Origin of the sequence: Stenotrophomonas sp. TWI1183 (genome assembly GCF_039673115.1) — a bacterium.
GTDB classification, from domain to species: domain Bacteria; phylum Pseudomonadota; class Gammaproteobacteria; order Xanthomonadales; family Xanthomonadaceae; genus Stenotrophomonas; species Stenotrophomonas maltophilia_AA.
The window spans coordinates 1-21,575 of sequence record NZ_JBDJKZ010000012.1 but is presented as its reverse complement, the minus strand read 5'-3'; the positions used below and the strand labels follow the sequence as shown (position 1 = coordinate 21,575).

Sequence of the window (21,575 nt, the reverse complement as noted above, 5' to 3'; positions counted from 1 at the left end):
TTGCCGGTGCAACGGCGCTGTTACCGCCGTTGCGCACGCTCACCTCCTGCGCATCTGAATCCCTTTCCGCATTGAGAAGCCACTGATGTCTTCAATCTCCCCGGCGCTGGCACGGGCATCCCTGCCACTGGGCCTGCTCTGCGCGATTTCGCTGGCCAACGCGCAGACCGCGCCTGCCGACGCCGACGCTGTCGCTGCCCCGATGGCGGCCGCGGCGACCCCGGCTGCCCGCGTCAACATCAACGAGTACCTGGTGCGCGGCAACACCGTGCTCGGCGCGCGCGACATCGAGCAGGCGGTCTCCCCGCATCTCGGCCCGAACCGCACCCTGCAGGATGTCGAAGCGGCGCGCGTGGCGCTGCAGTCGGCCTACCAGGGCAAGGGCTACCAGTCTGTGTATGTGGACCTGCCCGAGCAACAGGTCAGCGGTGGCGTGGTGATCCTGCAGGTCACCGAGACCCGCATCGGCCAGGTCAAGGTGGTCGGCGCCGAGCACAACGATCCCGCACGCCTGGCCGAGCGCGTGCCGGCGCTGCAGGCGGGCGCGGTGCCGGACTTCGAACGCGCGCAGGCGCAGCTGACCGAACTCAACCGTGGCGGCAAGCGCCAGGTGGTGCCGCTGGTCAAGCCCGGCGCCGCCGACGGCACGATGGATGTGGAGCTCAAGGTCGATGACAAATCACCCTGGCGCTACAGCGCCACGCTCAACAACGACCACAGCGTGGACACCGAGCCACTGCGCAGCATCCTCACGGTCGGCCACGACAACCTCTGGCAGCGCGAGCACACCGCCTCGCTGACGTTCTTCGCCGCGCCGCAGGACCTGGACCAGGCCAACGTGTGGTCCGGCGCCTACGGTCTGCCGCTGGGCAGCCCGGACTGGATGCTGGATTTCTCCGGCTACCGCTCCGACAGCAACGTGGTGTCCACCGGCCAGACCAATGTCACCGGCAAGGGCCACGCGGTCGGCGTCAAGCTCAGCCACACCTTCCCGATGACGGGCGCCTGGTGGCACCAGCTCTCGGCCGGTGTCGACTTCAAGGACCTGGACGAATCGGTCGCGATGGTCGGCCAGGCCTCGGATTTCGCCCCGCTCAAGTACGCGCCGGTGACCGTGGCCTACAGCGGCTTCCGCCAGGGCACCAAGCACCAGCTCAACGTCGGCGTGCAGGCGGTGTTCGGTGCGCGCAGCCTGTTCGGTTACGGCAGTACCGATGACGAGTTCGACTGGAAGCGCGCCTACGCCGATCCCAGCTTCTTCGCGCTCAAGCTGGAACTGAGCGACACCTACACGCTGGAGAGTGGTGCGCAGTGGTTCGCGCGGCTGTCGGCGCAGATGACCGACCAGCCGCTGGTCTCCGGCGAGCAGTTCGCCGCCGGCGGCATGTTCACCACCCGTGGCTACCGCTCGGCCGAAGGCATCGGCGATTACGGCGCGCTGGCCACGCTGGAATGGCGCACGCGACCGCTCGGCCTGTGGGGCCTGCAGGAGTGGCGCTTCTACGGCTTCCTCGACGGTGCGTGGCTGGGCCTGCGCCGGCCGCTGCCCGAACAGGCCGACAGCGCCGCGATGAGCGCGGTCGGCGTAGGCAGCAGCCTGCGCATCGGCGAGCACTACAACCTCCGCTTCGACTACGGCCGGACGCTGCACGACGGCCCGACCACGACCAAAGATGCCAACCGCCTGCACCTGAGCGTCGGCGCCAGCTACTGAGCCTGACTTTCCCAAGCATTTTCCGGAGATACCGTCCATGCAACGCCTTCTTGCCCTGTTGTTGTTCTGCCTGAGCATGTCCACGCTCAGCGTCGCCCACGCCGAGACCGCGTGGTGGCAGGCCGACTGGAAGTACCGCAAGCCGATCACGCTCGATGCCAGCCCCAACGGGGCCGCGCTGGGCGGCAATCTCGGCCGTACGCCCGTGCTGATCCGCCTGCACACCGGCAACTTCGCCTTCGACGGCGTCGCCGAAGGCGGCAACGACCTGCGCTTCGTCGGGGCCGATGGCCACACCGTGCTCAACCACCAGGTCGAGCAATACGACGCGGCGCTGGGCATGGCCCTGGTCTGGGTCGACGTGCCCACGCTCAGCGGCACCGCGGCGCAGACGATCTGGATGTACTACGGCAACGCCGGCGCGCCGGCGGCGGCCAACGGCCAGCGCGTGTTCGATCCGGACTACAGCGCGGTCTACCACTTCGCCGACAGCGGCACCGAGGCACGTGACACCACGGCGTACGTCAATACGCTCACCGGTGAGTTCAAGCCCGCCGACGGCGCGATCATCGGCCGCGGTGCACAGCTGGCCGGCGCGCCGCTGCACCTGCCGGGTGCAACGTCGCTGGCGGTGGCGGCCAATGGTGCGATGACCGTCTCGGCCTGGATCAAACCTGACCAGCTCGGCCCGGACCAGGCGATCTATGCGCGCCGCGAAGGCGGCAACGTCTTCCTCGTCGGCCTCGACAACGGCGTGCCCTACGTGCGCGTCAACGACCAGCGCAGCCAGCCGATCCCGGCACTGGTGGCCGGACAGTGGGCACACGTGGCGGTGACCAGCACCGAGAATGCGGTGATCCTGTACGTCGCCGGCCGTGAAGCGGTGCGTCTGGCCACCGGCCTGCCGGCGTTCACCGGTGAAGCCCTGCTCGGTGGCGACGCCCTCGCCACGGGTGCGGCGGGCGAGGCGGCCGCCCTTCCGGCCGCGCAGCCGTTCCTGGGCGTGATCGATGAAGTGCGCGTGTCCAAGGTGGCCCGCCCGGCCACCGCGCTGCTGGCCGATGCCACCGCGCAGGGTGCCGAATCGCGCCTGATCGCCTTCGGCGAAGACGAGCAGTCGGCAGGTGTGAGCCACTTCGGTTTCATCCTCAAGGCGATGCCGGTCGATGCCTGGGTGGTGGTGATCGTGCTGGGCCTGATGCTGCTCCTGTCCTGGGCGATCATGATCGCCAAGAGCCGCTACTTCGGCACCGTGGCCAAGGCCAACGAGGCCTTCACCGTCCAGTACAAGAAGGTCACCGGTGCACCGGTCGCGTCGCTGCAGGCACTGGAACGCACCGGCAGCCTGGCTCCGCAGATCCGCGACAACTCCACGCTGTGGCGGCTGTACCGCATCGCCATGGAAGAAATGGACGGGCGCGGCTCGCACCACCATGGCCTTACCGCCGCGGCGATCACCTCGATCCGCGCCTCGATGGATGCCGAAGTCACGCGCGAGACCGAGCGCATGTCCAAGCGCATGAACTGGCTGTCCACCACGATCGAAGGCGCGCCGTACATCGGCCTGTTCGGCACCGTGATCGGCATCATGCTGGTGTTCGCGGTGGCGGCGATGGCCGGCGCGGTGGACATCAACTCGGTGGCCCCGGGCATGGCGGCGGCGCTGCTGTGTACGGCGGCCGGTCTGGGCGTCGCGATCCCGGCGCTGTTTGGCTACAACTGGCTGGCCTCGCGCGCTGAAGCAATCGCGGCGGACATGTCGGTGTTCGTCGACGAGTTCACCGCGCGCCTGGCTGAAGAGTTCGACCGCACCGCACCGGCCGCCGCAGCGCGCCCGGCGCTGGCCTGAGGAGACCACCATGGCCAGGGCAAAGCGGTTCGGCATCAAGAAACGCGAGAAAGGTATCAACGTGACCCCGTTCGTGGACGTGCTGCTGGTGGTGCTGGTGATCTTCATCCTCACCAGCAACGCCACCATTCCCGGGATCGAGGTCAACCTGCCGAAGGCCAGTTCCAGCATGGCGCTGGAGAAGCCCAAGACCAAGGCGATCACCGTCGACAACGCCGGCCAGATCTTCCTGGACGCCTACCCGGTCAGCCTGGCCGAGCTGGAGGATCGCCTGCGCACGGAGAAGGCACTGAATCCGGATATCCCGGTGATCGTGCGCGGCGATGCGCAGGTGCAGTACGCGCGCGTGGTCGAAGTGCTCGACCTGCTGCGGAAGATCGAGCTGACCCAGGTCGGCCTGGTCACCGGCAAAGTGCAGGGGTGAGGGCGTGACTTCCCTCCACTCCCGCAGCGGTGACAGCGTGCCCGCGTGGCGCCGCTGGTGGCCCGTGGCGGCGTTGATCGTCGGCCTGGCGGCCCTGGCGTTGCTGCTCTGGTACCTGCTGTTCAAGGACAACGCCAGTACGCGCCGGCCCGTGGCCGAGATCCCGATGGTGATGTTGCCGCCACCGCCGCCGCCGCCCCCACCGGAGCCCGAGCCCGAGCCGGAGGTGACCCCTGAAGAGGTCATGCCCGAGCCCGAGCCGCTGGACGAGGTGCCCAAGCCCACCGAAGAAGCGCCGACGCCCGACACCGCCGACCCGGTAACGATGGATGCCGACGCGCAGGCCGGCGGCGACAGCTTCGGCATCCAGTCCGGCTCGGGTGGCGGGCGCAGCGGTACCGGTGCCGGTGGCGCCGGCAATGCGAGCTACGGCCGTTACCTGGGCTACGTGCTGCAACAGGCCGTGGCACGCGACGCCAAGGTGCAGCGCCTGGCCTTCCAGCTGACCGTCAACGTCTGGCTGGACGAGGCCGGGCAGGTGACCCGCGTCGAGCTCGCGCGCGGCAGCGGCAACACCGAAGCCGATGAAGCGGTGCTGCAGGCGATCCGCGCGATCGGCCGCATCGACGAGCGGCCACCGGCGTCGTTGAGCTTCCCCGCGCGCGTGCTGGTGCAGGGCCGTCGCCCGGCCGGATGAGCTGCGCTGTCTTTCTTCTTCCCTGATGTTTCCTTTCTGCGAGCAAGCCGATGACCCGTTCAACCCTCCACTCCGCGCTGCTGGGACTGCGCAGCACCGCCATCGCCACCGGTGTCGCCCTGGTCCTGGCCAGTGGCGGCGCCCACGCCCAGGGAGCGGGCGGCGAGAGCACCATGATCAAGCTGATCCGCGGCCTGATGGACAGCGGCGCGCTCAAGCCCGAGGCCGGCCAGGCGCTGTTGCTGGAGGCGCAGCGCGAATCGGCGGCAGCCCCCGCAGCGCCGGCGTCCACCGCGATCGCCGCGCAGCCCGGCGACGTGCGCGTGCCCTACATCCCGCAGACCGTGCGCGATGAGATCCGCGAAGAGGTCAAGGCCAGCGTCATGGCCGAGGCCAAGGCCGAGCGTTGGGCGGCGCCTGACCAGGTGCCCGAGTGGACGCAGCGCCTGCGCGTGCAGGGTGACGTGCGCGTGCGCAATGAGAGCCGCCTGTATTCCGAGCGCAACAGCGACATCGAAGTGGACTGGGCGCGGATCAACGCCGGCAATGGATACGACGTCAACGGCAACACCAACCTGGATCTGCCGCCGCTGCGCAACACCCGCCAGGACCGCAACAACTCCTGGCGGATCCGCGCACGCCTGGGCGTGATCGCCGAGCTGGGCGAGCACACCCGTGCCGGCGTGCGCCTGGCGACCGGCAACGACAACGGCCCGGTGTCCTCCACCCAGACGCTGGGCGGTGGCCTGGCCAAGAAAGACGCCTGGCTCGACCAGGCATGGCTGTCGTGGACGCCGGTGGCGGGCCTGGACATCCTCGGTGGCCGCTTCGGCAACCCGTACTGGTCCACCGACACGCTGTTCTCCAACGACCTCAACTTCGACGGCCTGGCGTTCAAGTACGCGCAGCCGATCGGCGATGACGGCCTGTCCTTGTTCGCCACGCTGGGCCTGACGCCTTTGGAGTACTCCTCCGACAGCTTCCCGAACACCAGCCAGGACAAGATGAAGAGCGAGAACAAGTGGCTCAACGGCGTGCAGGTCGGCGCCGAGTGGCAGTTCGGCGATGCGCAGAAACTGCGCGCGGCGGTCGGCTACTACGATTTCCGCAATACCGCCGGCGAGTACTCGCAGCCGTGCGCGCTGTATGCCGGCGCGGACTTCTGCAGCAGCGACTGGTCGCGCCCTGCGTTCATGCAGAAGGGCAACACGCTGATGCTGCTGCGGAACATCGCGCTCAATCCGCTCGACCCGGCCAACACCCCGATGCCGCAGTACGTCGGCCTGGCCTCGGAGTTCGAACTGCTCGACCTCAACCTGGCTTGGGAAACGCCGCTGTTCGCGGGCAATGCCCTGCGCCTGGAAGGGCACGCGATCAAGAACCTGGCCTACGATCCCAACCGCATGTGGGAACGCGCGCAGGGCGGCATCGTCACCAACCTGGGCGCTGCCGCCAACGGCGTGGCCGGGCCGCAGGACATCCAGAGCGGCGACATGGCGTACATGGCGCAGGCGACCTTTGGCCAGCTGGCGATGAAGCAGACCGGCGACTGGAACCTGGCGCTCGGCTACAAGCGCCTGGAAGGCGATGCGCTGCCCGATGCCTACAACGATTCCAACTTCCACCTCGGTGGCACCAATGCCAAGGGCTACTACCTGAGCGGCTCCTACATGTTCGATAGGAACGTGTGGCTGACCGGGCGCTGGATGGCCGCCAAGGAGGTCACCGGCGCCCCGTTGTCGATCGACGTCTTCCAGCTGGAAGTCAACGCAGGCTTCTGACCGACGCAACGCCTGTCTCCGGGAGGCGGCGTGCCGCCTCCCTTGCTGCCCCACATTGGATTTTCATCATGAACACCGACACTTCCCTTGCGCCGGATACCGGCGACGACGTCGATGCCGATGCCGATGCCGATGCCGTCTCGGCAGCGGCCGACAGCATCACGCCGCCGGCCAGCTGGCCCATGCTCTACCGCCGCCCGGTCGTGCTGTCGTCGCAGCTTCATGCCCACTGGCGCGTGCGCCAGACCGGCGCCGCGTTCGCCGCCGGCAGTCACTCGATTCCAGTGATGATCGGGGAATTCGCCGCGGCCTCGCGTGCGTATCCGCTGGTCTTCGCCGGTCCCGATCATCTGCCGATCGCCGTGCTCGGCCTGGAGGCGGAGCAGAACCGCTTCGTCATCGCCGACCAGTGGCAGGCCGGCGCCTACATTCCCGCCTACGTGCGGCGCTACCCGTTCGTATTCGCGCGCACCACCGATCCGGACGGCTACGTGCTGGCCATCGATGCCGATGCGGACATGATCGTGCAGGAGGGTGAGGAAGGGCAGCCGCTGTTCGAGGGCGACCAGCCTTCGGCGATGACGCGTCATGCCCTGCAGTTCTGCGAAGCCTTCACCCGCGAAGACATCGCCACCCGCGCCTTCAGTGCCGCACTGGCCGAGGCCGGCGTGCTGATCGAGCGCCAGGCTGACGTGGTGCTGGCCGATGGCCGCCGTCACAGCCTGCAGGGCTTCCATGTCGTCGATCCCGCGCGCCTGGATGCGCTGCCGGATACCACCCTCGTGCACTGGCATCGCCAGGGCTGGCTGGCGCCGGTGTATTTCCACCTGGCTTCGCTGGGTCGCTTCGCCGACCTCGCCACAGGCTGACCTGTTCTACCGGGGCGCCGTGCAGGTGCCGTCACTCCAGGCCGGTGGGAAGACCAGCCCTTCGAGTGGCGTCATCTGTGCGGCACCCGATCCGGTGCGTTCGCGCGCGGCAGCCGGCACGGCACTCCGTCCGAGCGCACAAAAGCGCGCCGCAGCGGAAATACCTGCAAGGGAAGATGGCGAGGATGGTGCGCCCGGAGGGATTCGAACCCCCGACCAATGGCTTCGGAAGCCACTACTCTATCCGGCTGAGCTACGAGCGCGTTGTGTCCTGCGTCCCGCCGGGCCGCCTGATGGGGCCACGGACCGCCAAAGCGGCGCGGGAGGAGCATTCTATCCGTAAACGCCGCGCAGGTCTGCCCCCCGCACCGATGGGCCGGGCGACGGCGCGCCCGGCCAGCCCAGGCGGTATCCTTTACCGATGGCTTACGAACGTTTTGAGGCGCCCAAGGCGGCGCCCCCGTCGCGCTGGCGGCACTACTGGAAGTTGATGCGCGCCGACCGTCCGATCGGCACCCTGCTGCTGCTCTGGCCCACCTGGTGGGCGCTGTGGCTGGCCTCCGGCGGGCTGCCGCCGCTGTGGACGCTGTTCGTGTTCACCGCGGGCGTGTGGTTGACCCGCTCGGCCGGCTGCGTGATCAACGATTACGCCGACCGCTGGCTGGACCCGCACGTCAAGCGCACCAAGGACCGCCCGCTGGCCAGTGGCGCCGTCTCCGGCCGCGAGGCGCTGGCCCTGTTCGCCGGGCTGATGATCGTCGCCTTTGGCCTGGTGTTGACCCTGAACTGGCTCACCATCGGCATGAGCTTCATCGGCGTGTTCCTGGCCGCCAGCTACCCCTACCTCAAGCGCTACACCCACCTGCCGCAGGTCTACCTGGGCATGGCCTTCGGCTGGGGCATCCCGATGGCGTTCGCCGCAGTGCAGGGCGAGGTGCCGGTGATCGGCTGGCTGCTGTACGGCGCCAACATCCTGTGGTCGACCGCGTATGACACCTGGTACGCCATGGTCGACCGCGATGACGACCTGAAGATGGGCTCGCATTCCACCGCGATCCTGTTCGGGGATCTGGACCTGGTGATCCAGGGCATTCTCTACGCACTGTTCCTGGGCACGATGGCGCTGGTCGGCCTGCGCGCCGGGCTGGGGTTCTACTACGGCATCGGCGTCGGTGTTGCTGCAGGGTTGATCGCCTACGAGTTCTGGATCGCCCGCAAGCGCGAGCGCGACCCGTGCTTCAAGGCCTTCCTGCACAACAACTGGGTCGGTGCGGCGCTGTTCGCCGGCATCGCGGTGGCGTTGGCGGTGCGCTGAGGGGGCCACCCGACCAACGGTCGGGTGCTACCGGTAACGCGCACTACGACCATTAGGCGACTGACAGCGCCGTTCGCAACGCCCAGAATCCCTCCCATTGAATGATCGGGGAGGGCGGGACGATGAACACGTCGACGGTGGTACAGGACGGCTGGATGGCGCGCGCGGCACTGCGCTCGGCGGCCTGGGCGGAGAAGTGGTTCCCCGACGCCTACGTGTTCGCGGTGCTCGGCGTGGTCATCGTCGCCGCCGCCGCGATGGGCTTCGGCGCGACCCCGCAGGCTACCGCCACCGCCTTCGGCGAGGGCTTCTGGAGCCTGATCCCCTTCACCATGCAGATGGCCTTCGTGGTCATCGGTGGCTATGCGGTCGCTACCGCGCCGATCGTGGCGCGCTTCATCGAGCTGCTGGCCCGCGTCCCCAAGACCGGCCGTGGCGCGGTGGTCTATGTCGGCCTGATCAGCATGCTCGCGTCGCTGCTGAGCTGGGGCTTCTCGCTGGTGTTCGGCGGCCTGCTGGTGCGCGCGCTGGCGCGTCGCGAAGCGCTCAACATGGATTACCGCGCCGCCGGTGCCTCGGCGTATCTCGGCCTTGGCGCCGTCTGGGCGATGGGCCTGAGCTCCTCGGCCGCCCAGCTGCAGGCCAACCCGGCGAGCATGCCGCCCGGCCTGATCGAGATCACCGGCGTGCTTCCCTTCACCGAGACCATCTTCCTGTGGCAGTCGATCGCGCTGACGTCCGCGCTGATCCTGGTGTCGCTGCTGATCGCCTGGCTGACCGCGCCCGGTGCTGCCACCGCGCGCACCGCCAAGGACTTCGAAGGCGCCGCCCGCGCCGAGGCCGAGCCGCTGCAGCCGCGCACCCGCCCCGGCGAGTGGCTGGAGTACAGCCCGCTGCTGACCGTGCTGCTCTCGCTGCTCGCGTTCGGCTGGCTGTTCGGCGAGTTCGCCAGCAAGCCGGTGGTCACCGCCATCGCCAACCTCAACACCTACAACTTCCTGTTCATCTCGCTCGGCCTGCTGCTGCACTGGCGCCCACGCAGCTTCCTCAACGCCGTGGCCAAGGCGGTACCGAGCACCACCGGCGTGCTGATCCAGTTCCCGCTGTATGGCGGCATCGCGATGATCCTCACCCACGCCACCGGCAGTGGCGATGAGACCCTCGCGCATCGCCTGTCCACGCTGTTCGTGCATATCGCCACCACCGACACCTTCGCGCTGGTGATGGGCGTGTACTCGGCCGTACTCGGTTTCTTCGTGCCCTCCGGCGGCGGCAAGTGGATCATCGAAGCGCCGTACGTGATGCAGGCCGCCAACGAACTGAAGGCCCATCTGGGCTGGGCGGTGCAGGTCTACAACGCCGCCGAGGCGCTGCCGAACCTGATCAACCCGTTCTGGATGCTGCCGCTGCTGGGCGTGCTCGGCCTGAAGGCGCGCGACATCGTCGGCTTCACCTTCATCCAGTTGCTGGTGCATATCCCGCTCGTGCTCGGCCTGCTGTGGCTGCTCGGCATGACGCTGACCTACGTGCCGCCGGTGATGCCGTGATCGTCATCTGCGCGTCATCCGCACCGGGAGGTGCCGGGATGGCCTGTTCAGTCGCACGGAAAGCCGGTTTGCGCGTAGCGGCATAAGGGAATTCGAACCGTTCATATGCAGGCCAACGCCTACTGCGACATGGGCTCCTGCACGGCACGAAACGTCGGAACGGACGCGTTGACGTTTCCGTATGCAAACCCGCACACGTCGTTAACCTGCCGCTGCAGAGGATGGCCCCGACCGCGACATTCCGTTTGCGGCAACCGGAGAATCGAGATGGCTCAGCAGAACCAGCAGAACCCGAATCAGCGCGGTGAGCAGCAGGAACGCGGTCGCGACCAGCAGCAGCAACAGCAGCAGGAACAGCAGCAGCGCAACCAGAATCAGCAGCAGGGCGGCCAGCAGGACGAGGAAGAGTGAGCCCAGCCGGCTGTTGTGTGAACTGAAGCCCCGCTCCGGCGGGGCTTCGTTCGTCCGGGCCTGCTCAGGCAGAGCGCAGGTGCCAGCCCAGTGCGCCGTCTTCGACAACCGCGCCAGGCACCACGTCATGCAGCACGACGCGGATGCCGCGCGCATTTGGCAGCACTTTCTGCTCGGGGAACCAGCGGCGCGTGGCATCGACCACGATCAACAGGCCTTCATCATCGCCGAGCGGTGCGAAGTGCGGCGTCGGCTGTGACAACGGCGCCAGCCCGAAGGCGTTCTGTGCTTTTGCCTGCACCTCGCCCACGTGTTCAGCGGGCAGGCCGACCTCGCTGATGCAGGTCATCTCGCTGCCATGGAATTCGCCCTGGCGCTCGCCGGCAGGCAAGCGACGGCGTGCGATCAACTCCAGGATCAGGCCGTCCGGCCCGGTGAAATAGATCGACTCCGAATCCCAGCGGCCATCGAAGGTGAAATGGTCATGGCCCTTCAGATCGCGCTGCAGGGTGGCGCGTGCTTTCAGCCAGTCGGTGGCCGCTTCGAATCGATTGGCCGGGACGTTGAACGCCAGGTGCACACCGCCGACCGGATTCGATCCTGCGGGGTGCAGCTGCAGGGTGCTCCAGCCGATGCGCACGGCCGAGCCCTCGACCGGCAGCTGAAGTTCATCGTGGAAGTACGCCACGGTGGCGGCGACATCGGACACGGGAAGGTCGATCTGATGGATACGCATGATGATGGATGTCTCACGTAGATACATCGACATTCTGCCGCAGATGCGTGTGCTTCGGCGATGAACGCGATGAAACATGCACCCGCTGCGAGGTCCCATCACCGGGCATTGTCGATGCGTTTGCTACAACACGCTGTAGAAGCCGGGACGCACCACCGGCGCACCACACACCACTATCAGAGGAGTAGTCCCGCGATGGGCATGCTGGTCGAGGGAACATGGCAGGAAGGCACCGCGGGTGCCGCTGACAAGGACGGTCATTTCAAGCGCGAGGACTCTACCTTCCGCGATTGGTTGAGCGCCGACGGCAGGGCTGGCCCGAATGGCGAGCCTGGTGTCAAAGCGGCGCCTGGGCGGTTCCGCCTCTATGTGAGTCTCGCCTGTCCGTGGGCACATCGCACGCTGATCGTGCGCGCGCTGAAGGACCTGGAAGATCTGGTGCCGGTGTCGGTGGTCAACTGGCACATGGGCGATCAGGGGTGGAATTTTGAGCCCGGCCCGCAGGTGACACCGGAGCCCGAACGCGGTGCGCGCTATCTGCATGAACTGTACGCCGCCGTCAAGCCGGGAATGACCGGCAAGGTGACCGTGCCGGTGCTGTGGGATCGCGAGCGCGGGACGATCGTCAGCAATGAATCGGCGGACATCATCCGGATGTTCAACACCGCGTATGACGGACTGGGTGCCAAGGCCGGTGATTTCTATCCGGTGGCGCTGCGTGCTGAAATCGATGCGATCAACGAGCGGGTCTATGCGACCGTCAACAACGGTGTGTACCAAGCGGGTTTTGCATCAACGCAGCAGGCGTACGAAGAGGCTGTTGGGCCGTTGTTTGAGACGCTCACGTGGTTGGATCAGCGGCTCCAGCAACGCGAGTGGCTGGTGGGCGATGTCATGACGGAAGCGGATATCCGTCTGTTTACTACGTTGATCCGCTTTGATTCGGTGTACTACGTGCACTTCAAGTGCAACGTGCGGCGCATTGCGGACTTCGCTGGCCTGCATGCGTTCGTGGCGCGGATGATGGCGATTCCGGAGGTGGCGGATACGGTGAACTTTGAGCACATCAAGCATCACTATTTCGGGAGTCACCGGCATCTCAATCCGTCGGGGATCGTGCCGGTGGGGCCTGAGTGGGCTTACTGAGCCAGCATTCCGGGCATCACGGCGTCTTGCCTCACCCGCTGCCACCCCGATCCAACTGCCGATACCCGATCGCCTCCGCCACATGCGCAGTTGCGATGTCCTCCGCATGCCCCAGATCCGCCACCGTCCGCGCCACCCGCAGAATGCGATGCATCGAGCGCGCTGACAGCTGCAACTGCTCCACGGCGTCCTCCAGCAGCTGCTGATCCTCCCGCGACAACCGGCAATGCTCGCTCAGCTCGAACGGCAGCAGCTGTGCATTGGCTTTCCCACTGCGCACCAGCTGCACCTCCCGCGCGGCCACCACGCGGGCGCGCACACTCGCACTGTCCTCGCCCAGCGGCGCGTCATCGCGCAGCTCGCGCGGGTCCAGTCGGGGCACTTCGACATGCAGGTCGATGCGGTCCATCAGCGGCCCGGACACGCGCCCTCGATAGCGTCGGATCACTTCCTCGGCGCAGAGGCAGCGCCCACTGCGATCACCGGCCCAGCCACAGGGGCACGGATTCATGGCCGCAACGAGCTGGAACCGCGCAGGAAAGCGCTCGGTGCGGGCCGCGCGGCTGACCACCGCAACCCCGGATTCGATCGGCTCGCGCATGACTTCCAGCGCATGCCGGCTCCACTCCGGGAGTTCGTCGAGGAACAACACTCCGTTGTGTGCCAGCGAGATCTCCCCAGGCCTGGGATGCGAGCCACCGCCGATCAGCGCCACCGCGCTGGCGGTATGGTGCGGCGCTCTATACGGCCGCTGCCGCCAGCGCCCCGCATCAATACCCTGGCCACTGCACGAGGCGATGGTTGCCGCTTCCAGGGCCTCCAGCTCGCTGGCAGCGGGCAGGATGCCGGGCAGGCGCGAGGCCAGCAACGTCTTGCCGCAGCCGGGGGTGCCGAGCAGCAACAGGTGATGCCCGCCGGCCGCCGCGACCTCCAGCGCCCGGCGCGCCTGCAGCTGGCCGCGCACGTCGCGCAGGTCGGGAATGCTGACCGGCAGCGCGGCGGCCGCCACGGCAGGCGGCAGCGTACCGCTCTCAAGGGCGCTGCAGACTTCCAGCAGGGTGCGGGCAATGCGTACGTCGGCGTGCTGGGCCAGCGCGGCTTCCTCGCTGTTGGCGGCGGCCACGATCAGGCTGCGGCCGTCCCGGGCGGCGGCAATCGCGGCAGGCAGGACGCCGTCGACCCCGCGCAGTTCACCGGTGAGGGCCAGCTCGCCCAGGAACTCGAACCTGTCCAGCGACTGCGCATCGATCTGGCCGCTGGCGGCGAGGATGCCGAGCGCGATGGCCAGATCAAATCGGCCGCCTTCCTTGGGCAGATCGGCCGGGGCCAGGTTGATGGTGATCCGCCGCTGCGGAAACTCGAAGCGTGCGCAGATCAGCGCGGCACGCACACGGTCGCGGGACTCCCGCACGGCCGCGGCCGGCAGCCCGACGATCTGGGTATGTGGCAACCCGCCCGACAGGAATACCTCGATCCGTACAGCGGGGGCTTTCACGCCGGCACGTGCACGGCTGTGCACCAGCGCGAGGCTCATGCGGTTGTTTCCGGGGTCTGCGGCATGCCAGGAACAATGGCAGGGCACGGAGATCGCAATCCATCAGCGCTTGCCGCGCCGTGGGGTAGGCAAACGGTGCCGCAGTGTCCAGGCACTCCCGCTAGACTGGGCGCCCCCACGCACCACGCCGTCGAACACCATGGATATGCACCACCGCTCCGGCCCGATCGAACTGGTCGCCATCGACATGGACGGGACCCTGCTCGATCCCGCACACACGCTGACGCCCCGGGTCATGCAGGCCATCGCCCGCGCCCGCGCGCAGGGCGTCCAGGTGGTGCTGGCCAGTGGCCGCCCGGTGTCGGGGATGGCGCCGTTCCTGCAGCAGTTGGGTATCGAGGGTGAGCAGGACTACTGCATCGCCTGCAATGGCGCCGTGGTGCAGAACATCGGCAGCGGCCAGCGCGTCATCGAGTTTCCGCTGAGTTTCGAGGACTTCGTGTTCTGCGAGCGGATCTCGCGCGAGCTGGGCATTCACTTCCAGGCGCTCGATGGCCGGCGCATGTATACGCCCAACCAGGACATCAGCCTGTATACGGTGGCCGATTCGCACCTGTCGAACGTGCCGCTGTCGTATCGCCGGGTCGAAGACATGGACCCGGCCATGCAGTTCATCAAGCTGATGATGATCGATGAGCCGGACGTGCTGGATGCCGCCATCCAGCGCCTGCCCTCGGAACTGACCGACCGCTTCGCGGTGCTCAAGAGCGCGCCGTTCTTCCTGGAGGTGTTCGACCACCGGGCCGGGAAGGGACCGAGCCTGGAGAAGCTGGCCGCGCACCTCGGCGTGGACCGTGCCAACGTGATGGCGGTCGGCGATCAGGAGAACGACCTGACCATGCTGCAGTTCGCCGGCACCAGCGTCGCCATGGGCAACGCGATTGCGGCGGTGAAGCAGACCGCGCGCTTCGAGACCGCGACCAACGCCGAGGACGGCGTGGCGTTGGCGATCGAGCGGTTCGTGTTGCAGGACGCGTAAGCGAAGGCGAGAGCGACGGATTACTCCCGAGGCGCAGCCGACCCGTCACGCGCTTCCAGCGCGGCCACCGTCTTCTCCAGCGCCTCCAGCTTCTCGCGGGTGCGCAGCAGCACCGCACGCTGCACGTCGAATTCCTCGCGGGTCACCAGGTCCAGCTTGCCCAGCCCGGCCTGCAGCGCGGTTTTGAAGGTGGCCTGCAGTTCTTCGCGCGACTGGCGCAGGCCCGGGGGGACCATGTCGCTCAGGCGGCGGGCGAGGTCATCCAGGTGGTTGAGGTCGATCATGGGGCGGCTCCGCGGGGTATGCGCCAAGGATAAGCCGCCACGCTGCCGGCGGCACGGACCACGCGCATCGCGTTCACCGGCGGACAGGCGTTATCCTCGCAGCCTGAGAGACAGGAGTGCAGACGGATGAAGATGGTCATGGCGGTGGTCAAGCCGTTCAAGCTCGACGACGTGCGCGAAGCGCTGGCCGAGCGCGGCGTCACCGGGATCACGGTCACCGAGGTCAAGGGCTTCGGGCGGCAGAAGGGCCATACCGAGCTCTACCGCGGGGCGGAGTACGTGGTCGACTTCCTGCCCAAGGTGAAGATCGAGGTGGCGGTCGTCGACAACCAGGTCGAGGAGGTGGTGGAAGCCATCGTCAAGGCCGCCGGCACCGGCAAGATCGGCGACGGCAAGGTCTTCGTGTACGACCTGGGCACCGTGGTGCGCATCCGTACCGGTGAGCTGGACGCCGACGCGCTGTAACGCGCGCCGGCTTTCCCGAGGGCACCCGCGATCAGGCGTGGCCCTTGAACCAGCGGTAGAAACGCTTCCAGGCCACGCGCACGCCGGCCACCCAGCGCGGATCGGCCACCTGGGCCGCCTCGGCGGGGCTGGGACGCTCGCCGGTCAGGCGCTGGCGCATCTTCAGCAGGTTCTTCATGTCGCTGCGGCGCAGCTGGCGCGAGACCGGGTGTACCGGCAGCCAGCGCGGGCTGCGCCAGGCCGAAGTGAAATCGACCAGCACTGGCACGCCCCCGCTGACCATGACGTTGGTGCCGTGCAGATCGTTGTGGGTGATGCCGGCGGCATGCAGGCGCGTCAGGGCGTACTGCAGCTGCTCGAAGACCTCGATGCCGACCGACTGGGCCGCGCTCAGGGTCTGGCCGGGAATGAACTCCATGCCCAGCGCGAGCCCACCGATGGTGCCGAGCAGGGCAGGGGCGTGTTTCCAGCCGCTCAGGCGCTGCAGGATGCGCGCCTCGCGGCGGACCAGCAGGCGGGCGATCGGCGACAGGGGTGTGCCGCGGTAACGGGTGTAATCCTTGACCACGGCCGGCTGGCCATTGAGGCAGGTCCGGTAGACGTCGGGTTCCAGGAGGCGTTCGCCGCGCTTGAGCAGCTCGGCGGGGGCGGTGTCATCGACACACGGGGCAACGATTGTATTCATAGGGGTCTGTGCGACCCGGCGGTCGGCGCAATGCGTCAGGCGTACCGGTGCTGCTTAACGTGGGGAACTAAAGATTTCGTTAATTTTAGTACTCAGCAGTACACGAATCCAGATGATGTCGGAGAAATGTCGTAGCCCGGCGTGGAACAGTTCGTCACGCTGAAGCGGACAATACTGTATCGTTTGAAAGAATTTCGTTATACATCAGCGGGTTGCCGGCGATCACCGGGGAGTGCGGGGCAGGCATGGCTGCCGTGCGTCCAATGCAGCCGGCGGTTCCATGGGGCACCAGGCGCTGAACATCGCCCAGCCCGTGCTTGACCGCGACGCAGGCGCTGCCGACCATATGCTGTTGCTCGCGACATCGGCGGCCGCCCCTCCCCGGCACGTCCCCGCCTCCTGCCGCCCTATCGATGCCGGTCACTGCCGTGCATCGCCCCCACCATTTCGGGTCCGGCCATGCCGGAGGAAGACTGATGATCAAGATCGTGCTGGCAGGGCTGTTCATCGCCTGCGTGCTGTACATCCATTACCGCGGCAAGGTGCGCGCGCGCTGGTCGCGCCAGCTGCTGGACCACTCCAGCTTCATGGCCCCGATCAACGTGATCATGTACGCGTTCTCGAAGGTGCCGACCACGCCGTTCCTGGACCCGGGCAAGGAATTCCCGCAGCTGGAGCCGTTGCGCCAGAACTGGCAGATGATCCGCGACGAAGCGCTGGCCCTGCGCGATGCCGACAAGATCGCCGCCTCCAGCACCTTCAACGATGCCGGCTTCAACTCGTTTTTCCGCCGCGGCTGGAAGCGCTTCTACCTGAAGTGGTATGGCCCGTCACACCCCTCGGCCAAGGCGCTGTGCCCGAAGACCACCGCGCTGCTGGAATCGCTGCCGGACGTGCGCGCGGCGATGTTCGCCCAACTGCCCTCGGGCAGTGAACTGCGGCCCCACCGCGATCCCTTCGCCGGCTCGCTGCGCCTGCACCTGGGCCTGGCCACCCCGAACGATGACGCCTGCTACATCGAAGTGGACGGCATCCGGAAGAGCTGGCGTGATGGCGAGTGGATGATGTTCGATGAGACCTACATCCACCACGCGCACAACGAGACGCCGGATGACCGCGTGATCCTGTTCTGCGATATCGCGCGACCGCTGCGCTTCGGCCTGCCGGGCCTGTTCAACCGCGCCGTGGCCTCCACGCTGCTGGCCGGTGGCGCCTCGCCGAACCTGCCGGGTGACCCGACCGGTGGCGTCAACAAGGCCTTCGGCAGCGTCTACAAGGTGCGCCTCAAGGCCAAGGCGCTGCGCGAGCGCAGCGTGGTCGCCTACCAGGTGATCAAGTGGGGCCTGGTGGTGGCGGTGATCGCCGGCATCTGGGCGATCTGAGCCGGGGTGCATGAGGTTGCCGGCCAGCGGCCGGCACTACCGGGCATGAAAAACCCGCGCTGTTGCCAGCGCGGGTTTTTTTTTCGGAATTCACTGGCATTCCATCCGGCCAAGAGCCCCCCTTGAGTCAAGGGGGGCGCGCCGACAGGCGCGGGGGATGTGGGTGCTGGTAAGCCGGGGCCCCAGGGTTTGCTGGGCAAACTCTGGGGTATCAACGCAGCGCGTTGATACGGCGCTTCAGCCCTTCAGGGCTGCCGCCACGAACGGCGGCGTCACCAGCACGCCGGTGTGCAGCGCGGCGGTGTAGTACAGCGTCTCGAACGACTTGGCGGCCGAATCGGCCTGGCGGAAATCGAAGCTGCTCTCGCCCTTGCGGGCCAGGGTCACGCTCCACCAGCCGGTCGGGTAGCACGGCTGCGGGAACGGCAGGGTCTTGAACGAACCGAAACCGGCCTTGCCCATCTCGGCGCGCATTTCGTTGATCAGGTCCAGCTGCATCAGTGGCGATTCGGACTGCTGCACCAGGATGCCGTCATCCTTCAGGGCCTTGAAGCAGCTCTCATAGAACGCCTTGTTGAACAGGCCTTCGCCCGGGCCGACCGGATCGGTGGAGTCCACGATCACCACGTCCACGCTGCCGGCCGGGCAGTTGGCCATGTAGGCCACGCCGTCATCGAACATCAGCTCGGCGCGCGGGTCGTCATTGGAATCGCACAGTTCCGGGAAATGCTTGCGGGCCATCACGGTGACCTGCTCGTCGATGTCGCACTGGGTCACGCTCTCCACGCCCGGGTGCTTGAGCACTTCGCGCAGGGTGCCGCAGTCGCCGCCGCCGATGATCACCACGCGCTTGGGCGCTGCATGGGTGAACAGCACCGGGTGGCTGATCATCTCGTGGTAGAAGAAGTTGTCCTTGCTGGTCAACATGATGGCGCCATCGATGGTCATCAGGTTGCCCCAATCGGTGGTCGCGAAGATCTCGATCTTCTGGAACGGCGACTGCACTTCATCCAGCTTGCCGGTCAGGCGGTAGCCGATGGCCGAGCCGGTGCGCTCGAAGTGTTCGATGTACCAGTTGTTGTTGTCAGTCATGGAATAGCAGTCCTGTTCGGAAGGGTGTTGGAGCCGGGCTGGCGGCGATGCCGCGTGGCGCAAGCCACGTCCGGACGGGTTGGCCCGTTCAGGTTTAAAGCCTGAGCACGGGCGCGGGCGCGCATGATAACGGAGCTGTCGCCACATAGGCGTTATCATGCACCCCCTTTTTTACCAACCAGGCCCACTGAAATGACCGATTGGTCCCTCGACCAAGCCCGCAAGACCTACTCGATTCCGCATTGGGCGGATGGTTACTTCGACGTGGATCAGGCAGGACACATGGTGGTGAGACCGACTGGCCAGGACGGCCCGGTGGTATCGCTGCCGAAGATCGTGGACGCCGCCCGCGAGGCCGGCGCCAAGCTGCCGCTGCTGGTGCGCTTCCCGGACATCCTGGGCCAGCGCCTGGGCAAGCTGCAGGCCGCCTTCGCGCAGGCGCAGGCCGACTGGGACTACCCGGGCGGCTACACCGCCGTGTACCCGATCAAGGTCAACCAGCACCGTGGCGTGGCCGGCACCCTGGCCAGCCACCATGGCGAGGGCTTCGGCCTGGAAGCGGGCAGCAAGCCCGAGCTGATGGCCGTGCTGGCGCTGTCGCGCCCGGGCGGCCTGATCGTCTGCAACGGCTACAAGGACCGCGAGTACATCCGCCTGGCCCTGATCGGCCGCAAGCTGGGCCTGCAGACCTTCATCGTGATCGAGAAGCCCTCCGAACTGAAGCTGGTGCTGGAGGAATCCAAGGCGCTGGACGTCAAGCCGGGCCTGGGCGTGCGCATGCGCCTGGCCTCGCTGGGCGCGGGCAAGTGGCAGAACAGCGGTGGCGACAAGGCCAAGTTCGGTCTCTCGCCGCGTCAGCTGCTGGACCTGTGGAAGTCGCTGCGCGATACCGAGTACGCGGACTGCCTGAGCCTGCTGCATTTCCACATGGGCTCGCAGATCTCCAACGTGCGCGACATCGCCAACGGCATGCGCGAAGCCACCCGCTACTTCGTGGAGCTCTCGCGCCTGGGCGCGAAGATCACCCACGTGGACGTCGGCGGTGGCCTGGGCGTGGATTACGAAGGCACCCGCTCGCGCAGCTTCTGCTCGATCAACTACGGCCTGAACTCCTACGCCAGCAACATCGTGCAGCCGCTGGCCAATGCCTGCGAAGAGCATGGCCTGACTCCGCCGCGGATCGTCACCGAGTGCGGCCGCGCGATGACCGCGCACCACGCGGTGCTGATCGCCAACGTCTCCGAAGTGGAAGAGGCGCAGGAAGGCCGCGTGCCGGACCAGCACGACGACGAGCCGGCGGCGATCCGCCACCTGCGCGAGATCCACGCCGAGCTCGATGAGCGCCCGGCGGTGGAGCTGTTCCAGGAAGCGCAGCACTTCCATGCCGAAGGCCTGTCCAGCTATGCGCTGGGCCAGATCGACCTGCCGCAGCGCGCCCGCATCGATGACCTGTTCTACGCCATCGCCCATGCCGTGCGTGCTCGCCTGAGCTATGACGAGAAGAGCCATCGCCCGGCGCTGGACGAGTTGAACGAGCGCCTGGTCGACAAGTACTTCGTCAACTTCAGCGTGTTCGAATCGATCCCGGATGCCTGGGCGATCGACCAGGTGTTCCCGATCGTGCCGATCGAGCGCCTGAACGAGCAGCCTGAGCGCCGCGGCATCATCGCCGACATGACCTGCGATTCGGACGGCATGGTGAAAACCTACGTCGAGAACGAGAGCCTGGACACCTCGCTGCCGCTGCATGCGCTGAAGTCCGGCGAGAGCTACCGCATCGCCTTCTTCATGGTCGGTGCGTACCAGGAGATCCTGGGCGACATCCACAACCTGTTCGGCGATACCGACGCAGTGGAAGTGCTGGCCGATGCCGATGGCTACGCGATCACCCAGCAGCGCCGCGGTGACACCACCGATGTGATGCTGGACTACGTCGGCTACAGCCTGGCCGACCTGCGCGCGAGCTACGCCGCGCGCGTAGCGGCGGCGGACCTCTCGCCGGCGCGTGCGCAGGAACTGTCCGAGGCACTGGAAGCCGGCCTGACCGGCTACACCTACCTGTCCGACGAGCCGCTGGCCTGAGCCGGTGGCGACGGGTGATGGCCTTCGGGCCTCACCCGGCCGTCCGTAGCGCCGGGCACTGCCCGGCGGTTCCTCCAAGGCACCCGGAACCCGCATGAGCGCGCGCGCGATCTTTCATCTGTTCCTGCATGCGGCCGTGCCGGCGGTGCTGGCGTGGATGTTCTGGCGCAAGCGTTTCCTGTCCGCCTGGGTGCTGATGCTGCTGGGCTGGATCATCGATCTGGACCACCTGCTGGCCGACCCGATCTACGCCCCGAACCGCTGCAGCATCGGTTTCCATCCGTTGCATACGGCGCCGGCGATCGCGGTGTATGCCGGGTTGTGCATTCCGAAGAAGACGCGGCTGTTCGGCATCGGCCTGATCATCCACATCGTGCTGGATGCGATCGACTGCTGGTGGATGCACGCCGGCAGGTAACTCACGCCGGCCGGTAGATCCACGCCATGCGTGGATGACGTAATGCATCAGATCCGCTGCAGCTGACCGGTAGTGGGGGGGGGGGGGGGGGGGGGCCCCCCCCGGGCGGGGCGGGCCCCCCCCCCCCCCCCCCCCCCACCACCC

The 21,575-nt window shown here is 67.2% G+C and carries 20 protein-coding genes and 1 tRNA gene; 15 read left to right on the top strand and 6 right to left on the bottom strand.

All coding sequences use genetic code 11. The features are described from left to right. The first annotated feature begins 85 nt into the window (after positions 1–85). The 6 genes from ABE434_RS12290 (at position 86) to ABE434_RS12265 (ending at position 7,334) form a co-directional block, all read left to right on the top strand. The gene (locus tag ABE434_RS12290; protein ID WP_346479025.1) at positions 86–1,714 is read left to right on the top strand and encodes a ShlB/FhaC/HecB family hemolysin secretion/activation protein; all 1,629 of its coding nucleotides are present in this window, start codon (positions 86–88) and stop codon (positions 1,712–1,714) included. A 37-nt stretch (positions 1,715–1,751) separates the two neighbouring features. Beyond that, a complete protein-coding gene (locus ABE434_RS12285; RefSeq protein WP_346479024.1) occupies positions 1,752–3,563 on the top strand; it encodes a DUF2341 domain-containing protein in 1,812 nt (603 codons plus the stop codon). A gap of 10 nt (positions 3,564–3,573) precedes the next feature. Beyond that, positions 3,574–3,987: a biopolymer transporter ExbD gene (locus tag ABE434_RS12280; RefSeq protein WP_088433529.1), complete on the top strand. Its 414-nt coding sequence runs from the start codon at positions 3,574–3,576 to the stop codon at positions 3,985–3,987. Positions 3,988–3,991: 4 nt separating this feature from the next. After that, complete coding sequence (locus ABE434_RS12275; protein ID WP_346479023.1) at positions 3,992–4,684, top strand: energy transducer TonB; 693 nt, start codon at positions 3,992–3,994, stop codon at positions 4,682–4,684. Positions 4,685–4,734: 50 nt separating this feature from the next. After that, positions 4,735–6,465 (top strand): putative porin, encoded by a 1,731-nt coding sequence (locus ABE434_RS12270; protein ID WP_346479022.1) that lies wholly within the window; start codon positions 4,735–4,737, stop codon positions 6,463–6,465. A gap of 68 nt (positions 6,466–6,533) precedes the next feature. After that, the gene (locus ABE434_RS12265; protein ID WP_346479021.1) at positions 6,534–7,334 is read left to right on the top strand and encodes a SapC family protein; all 801 of its coding nucleotides are present in this window, start codon (positions 6,534–6,536) and stop codon (positions 7,332–7,334) included. Between the two features lie 186 nt (positions 7,335–7,520). Here the strand turns inward: ABE434_RS12265 and ABE434_RS12260 are convergent. After that, positions 7,521–7,597 (bottom strand) — tRNA-Arg (locus ABE434_RS12260). Positions 7,598–7,755: 158 nt separating this feature from the next. Between ABE434_RS12260 and ubiA the strand changes: the two genes are divergently transcribed. The 3 genes from ubiA to ABE434_RS12245 all read left to right on the top strand — a co-directional run bounded on the left by ubiA (position 7,756) and on the right by ABE434_RS12245 (position 10,607). Then, positions 7,756–8,649, top strand: a complete 894-nt coding sequence (gene ubiA, locus ABE434_RS12255) for a 4-hydroxybenzoate octaprenyltransferase (protein WP_346479020.1) — start codon at positions 7,756–7,758, stop codon at positions 8,647–8,649. A gap of 122 nt (positions 8,650–8,771) precedes the next feature. After that, complete coding sequence (locus ABE434_RS12250) at positions 8,772–10,196, top strand: TIGR00366 family protein (protein WP_346479019.1); 1,425 nt, start codon at positions 8,772–8,774, stop codon at positions 10,194–10,196. Between the two features lie 267 nt (positions 10,197–10,463). Further along, the gene (locus ABE434_RS12245) at positions 10,464–10,607 is read left to right on the top strand and encodes a hypothetical protein (protein ID WP_179459806.1); all 144 of its coding nucleotides are present in this window, start codon (positions 10,464–10,466) and stop codon (positions 10,605–10,607) included. 64 nt (positions 10,608–10,671) lie between these two features. Here the strand turns inward: ABE434_RS12245 and ABE434_RS12240 are convergent, their stop codons facing one another. Next, the gene (locus tag ABE434_RS12240; protein WP_346479018.1) at positions 10,672–11,343 is read right to left on the bottom strand and encodes a VOC family protein; all 672 of its coding nucleotides are present in this window, start codon (positions 11,341–11,343) and stop codon (positions 10,672–10,674) included. A gap of 195 nt (positions 11,344–11,538) precedes the next feature. Between ABE434_RS12240 and ABE434_RS12235 the strand changes: the two genes are divergently transcribed. After that, a complete protein-coding gene (locus ABE434_RS12235; protein ID WP_346479017.1) occupies positions 11,539–12,489 on the top strand; it encodes a glutathione S-transferase family protein in 951 nt (316 codons plus the stop codon). Between the two features lie 31 nt (positions 12,490–12,520). Here ABE434_RS12235 and ABE434_RS12230 read toward each other — a convergent pair whose 3' ends face one another. Continuing rightward, complete coding sequence (locus tag ABE434_RS12230; RefSeq protein WP_346479016.1) at positions 12,521–14,023, bottom strand: YifB family Mg chelatase-like AAA ATPase; 1,503 nt, start codon at positions 14,021–14,023, stop codon at positions 12,521–12,523. A 160-nt stretch (positions 14,024–14,183) separates the two neighbouring features. Between ABE434_RS12230 and yidA the strand changes: the two genes are divergently transcribed. After that, positions 14,184–15,023, top strand: coding sequence for a sugar-phosphatase (gene yidA / locus ABE434_RS12225; protein ID WP_346479015.1), 840 nt, complete (start codon positions 14,184–14,186; stop codon positions 15,021–15,023). Positions 15,024–15,043: 20 nt separating this feature from the next. On the opposite strand, the gene ABE434_RS12220 is transcribed toward yidA, so the two are convergent. Beyond that, positions 15,044–15,307: an accessory factor UbiK family protein gene (locus tag ABE434_RS12220; protein ID WP_176987923.1), complete on the bottom strand. Its 264-nt coding sequence runs from the start codon at positions 15,305–15,307 to the stop codon at positions 15,044–15,046. 126 nt (positions 15,308–15,433) lie between these two features. Here ABE434_RS12220 and ABE434_RS12215 point away from each other — a divergent pair, with 126 nt between their 5' ends. After that, positions 15,434–15,772 (top strand): P-II family nitrogen regulator, encoded by a 339-nt coding sequence (locus ABE434_RS12215; protein WP_123729924.1) that lies wholly within the window; start codon positions 15,434–15,436, stop codon positions 15,770–15,772. A 31-nt stretch (positions 15,773–15,803) separates the two neighbouring features. Here the strand turns inward: ABE434_RS12215 and ABE434_RS12210 are convergent, their stop codons facing one another. After that, positions 15,804–16,457: an RIO1 family regulatory kinase/ATPase gene (locus ABE434_RS12210; protein ID WP_319207275.1), complete on the bottom strand. Its 654-nt coding sequence runs from the start codon at positions 16,455–16,457 to the stop codon at positions 15,804–15,806. 476 nt (positions 16,458–16,933) lie between these two features. Between ABE434_RS12210 and ABE434_RS12205 the strand changes: the two genes are divergently transcribed. Next, positions 16,934–17,839, top strand: coding sequence for an aspartyl/asparaginyl beta-hydroxylase domain-containing protein (locus ABE434_RS12205; protein WP_176987925.1), 906 nt, complete (start codon positions 16,934–16,936; stop codon positions 17,837–17,839). Between the two features lie 237 nt (positions 17,840–18,076). Here ABE434_RS12205 and speE read toward each other — a convergent pair whose 3' ends face one another. After that, a complete protein-coding gene (gene speE, locus ABE434_RS12200; RefSeq protein WP_346479014.1) occupies positions 18,077–18,931 on the bottom strand; it encodes a polyamine aminopropyltransferase in 855 nt (284 codons plus the stop codon). A gap of 192 nt (positions 18,932–19,123) precedes the next feature. Between speE and speA the strand changes: the two genes are divergently transcribed. Further along, on the top strand, positions 19,124–21,013 hold the full coding sequence (gene speA, locus ABE434_RS12195; protein WP_179459814.1) for an arginine decarboxylase: 1,890 nt from the start codon (positions 19,124–19,126) through the stop codon (positions 21,011–21,013). Positions 21,014–21,107: 94 nt separating this feature from the next. Continuing rightward, positions 21,108–21,431 (top strand): DUF6122 family protein, encoded by a 324-nt coding sequence (locus ABE434_RS12190; RefSeq protein WP_346479013.1) that lies wholly within the window; start codon positions 21,108–21,110, stop codon positions 21,429–21,431. Positions 21,432–21,575: the final 144 nt, after the last annotated feature.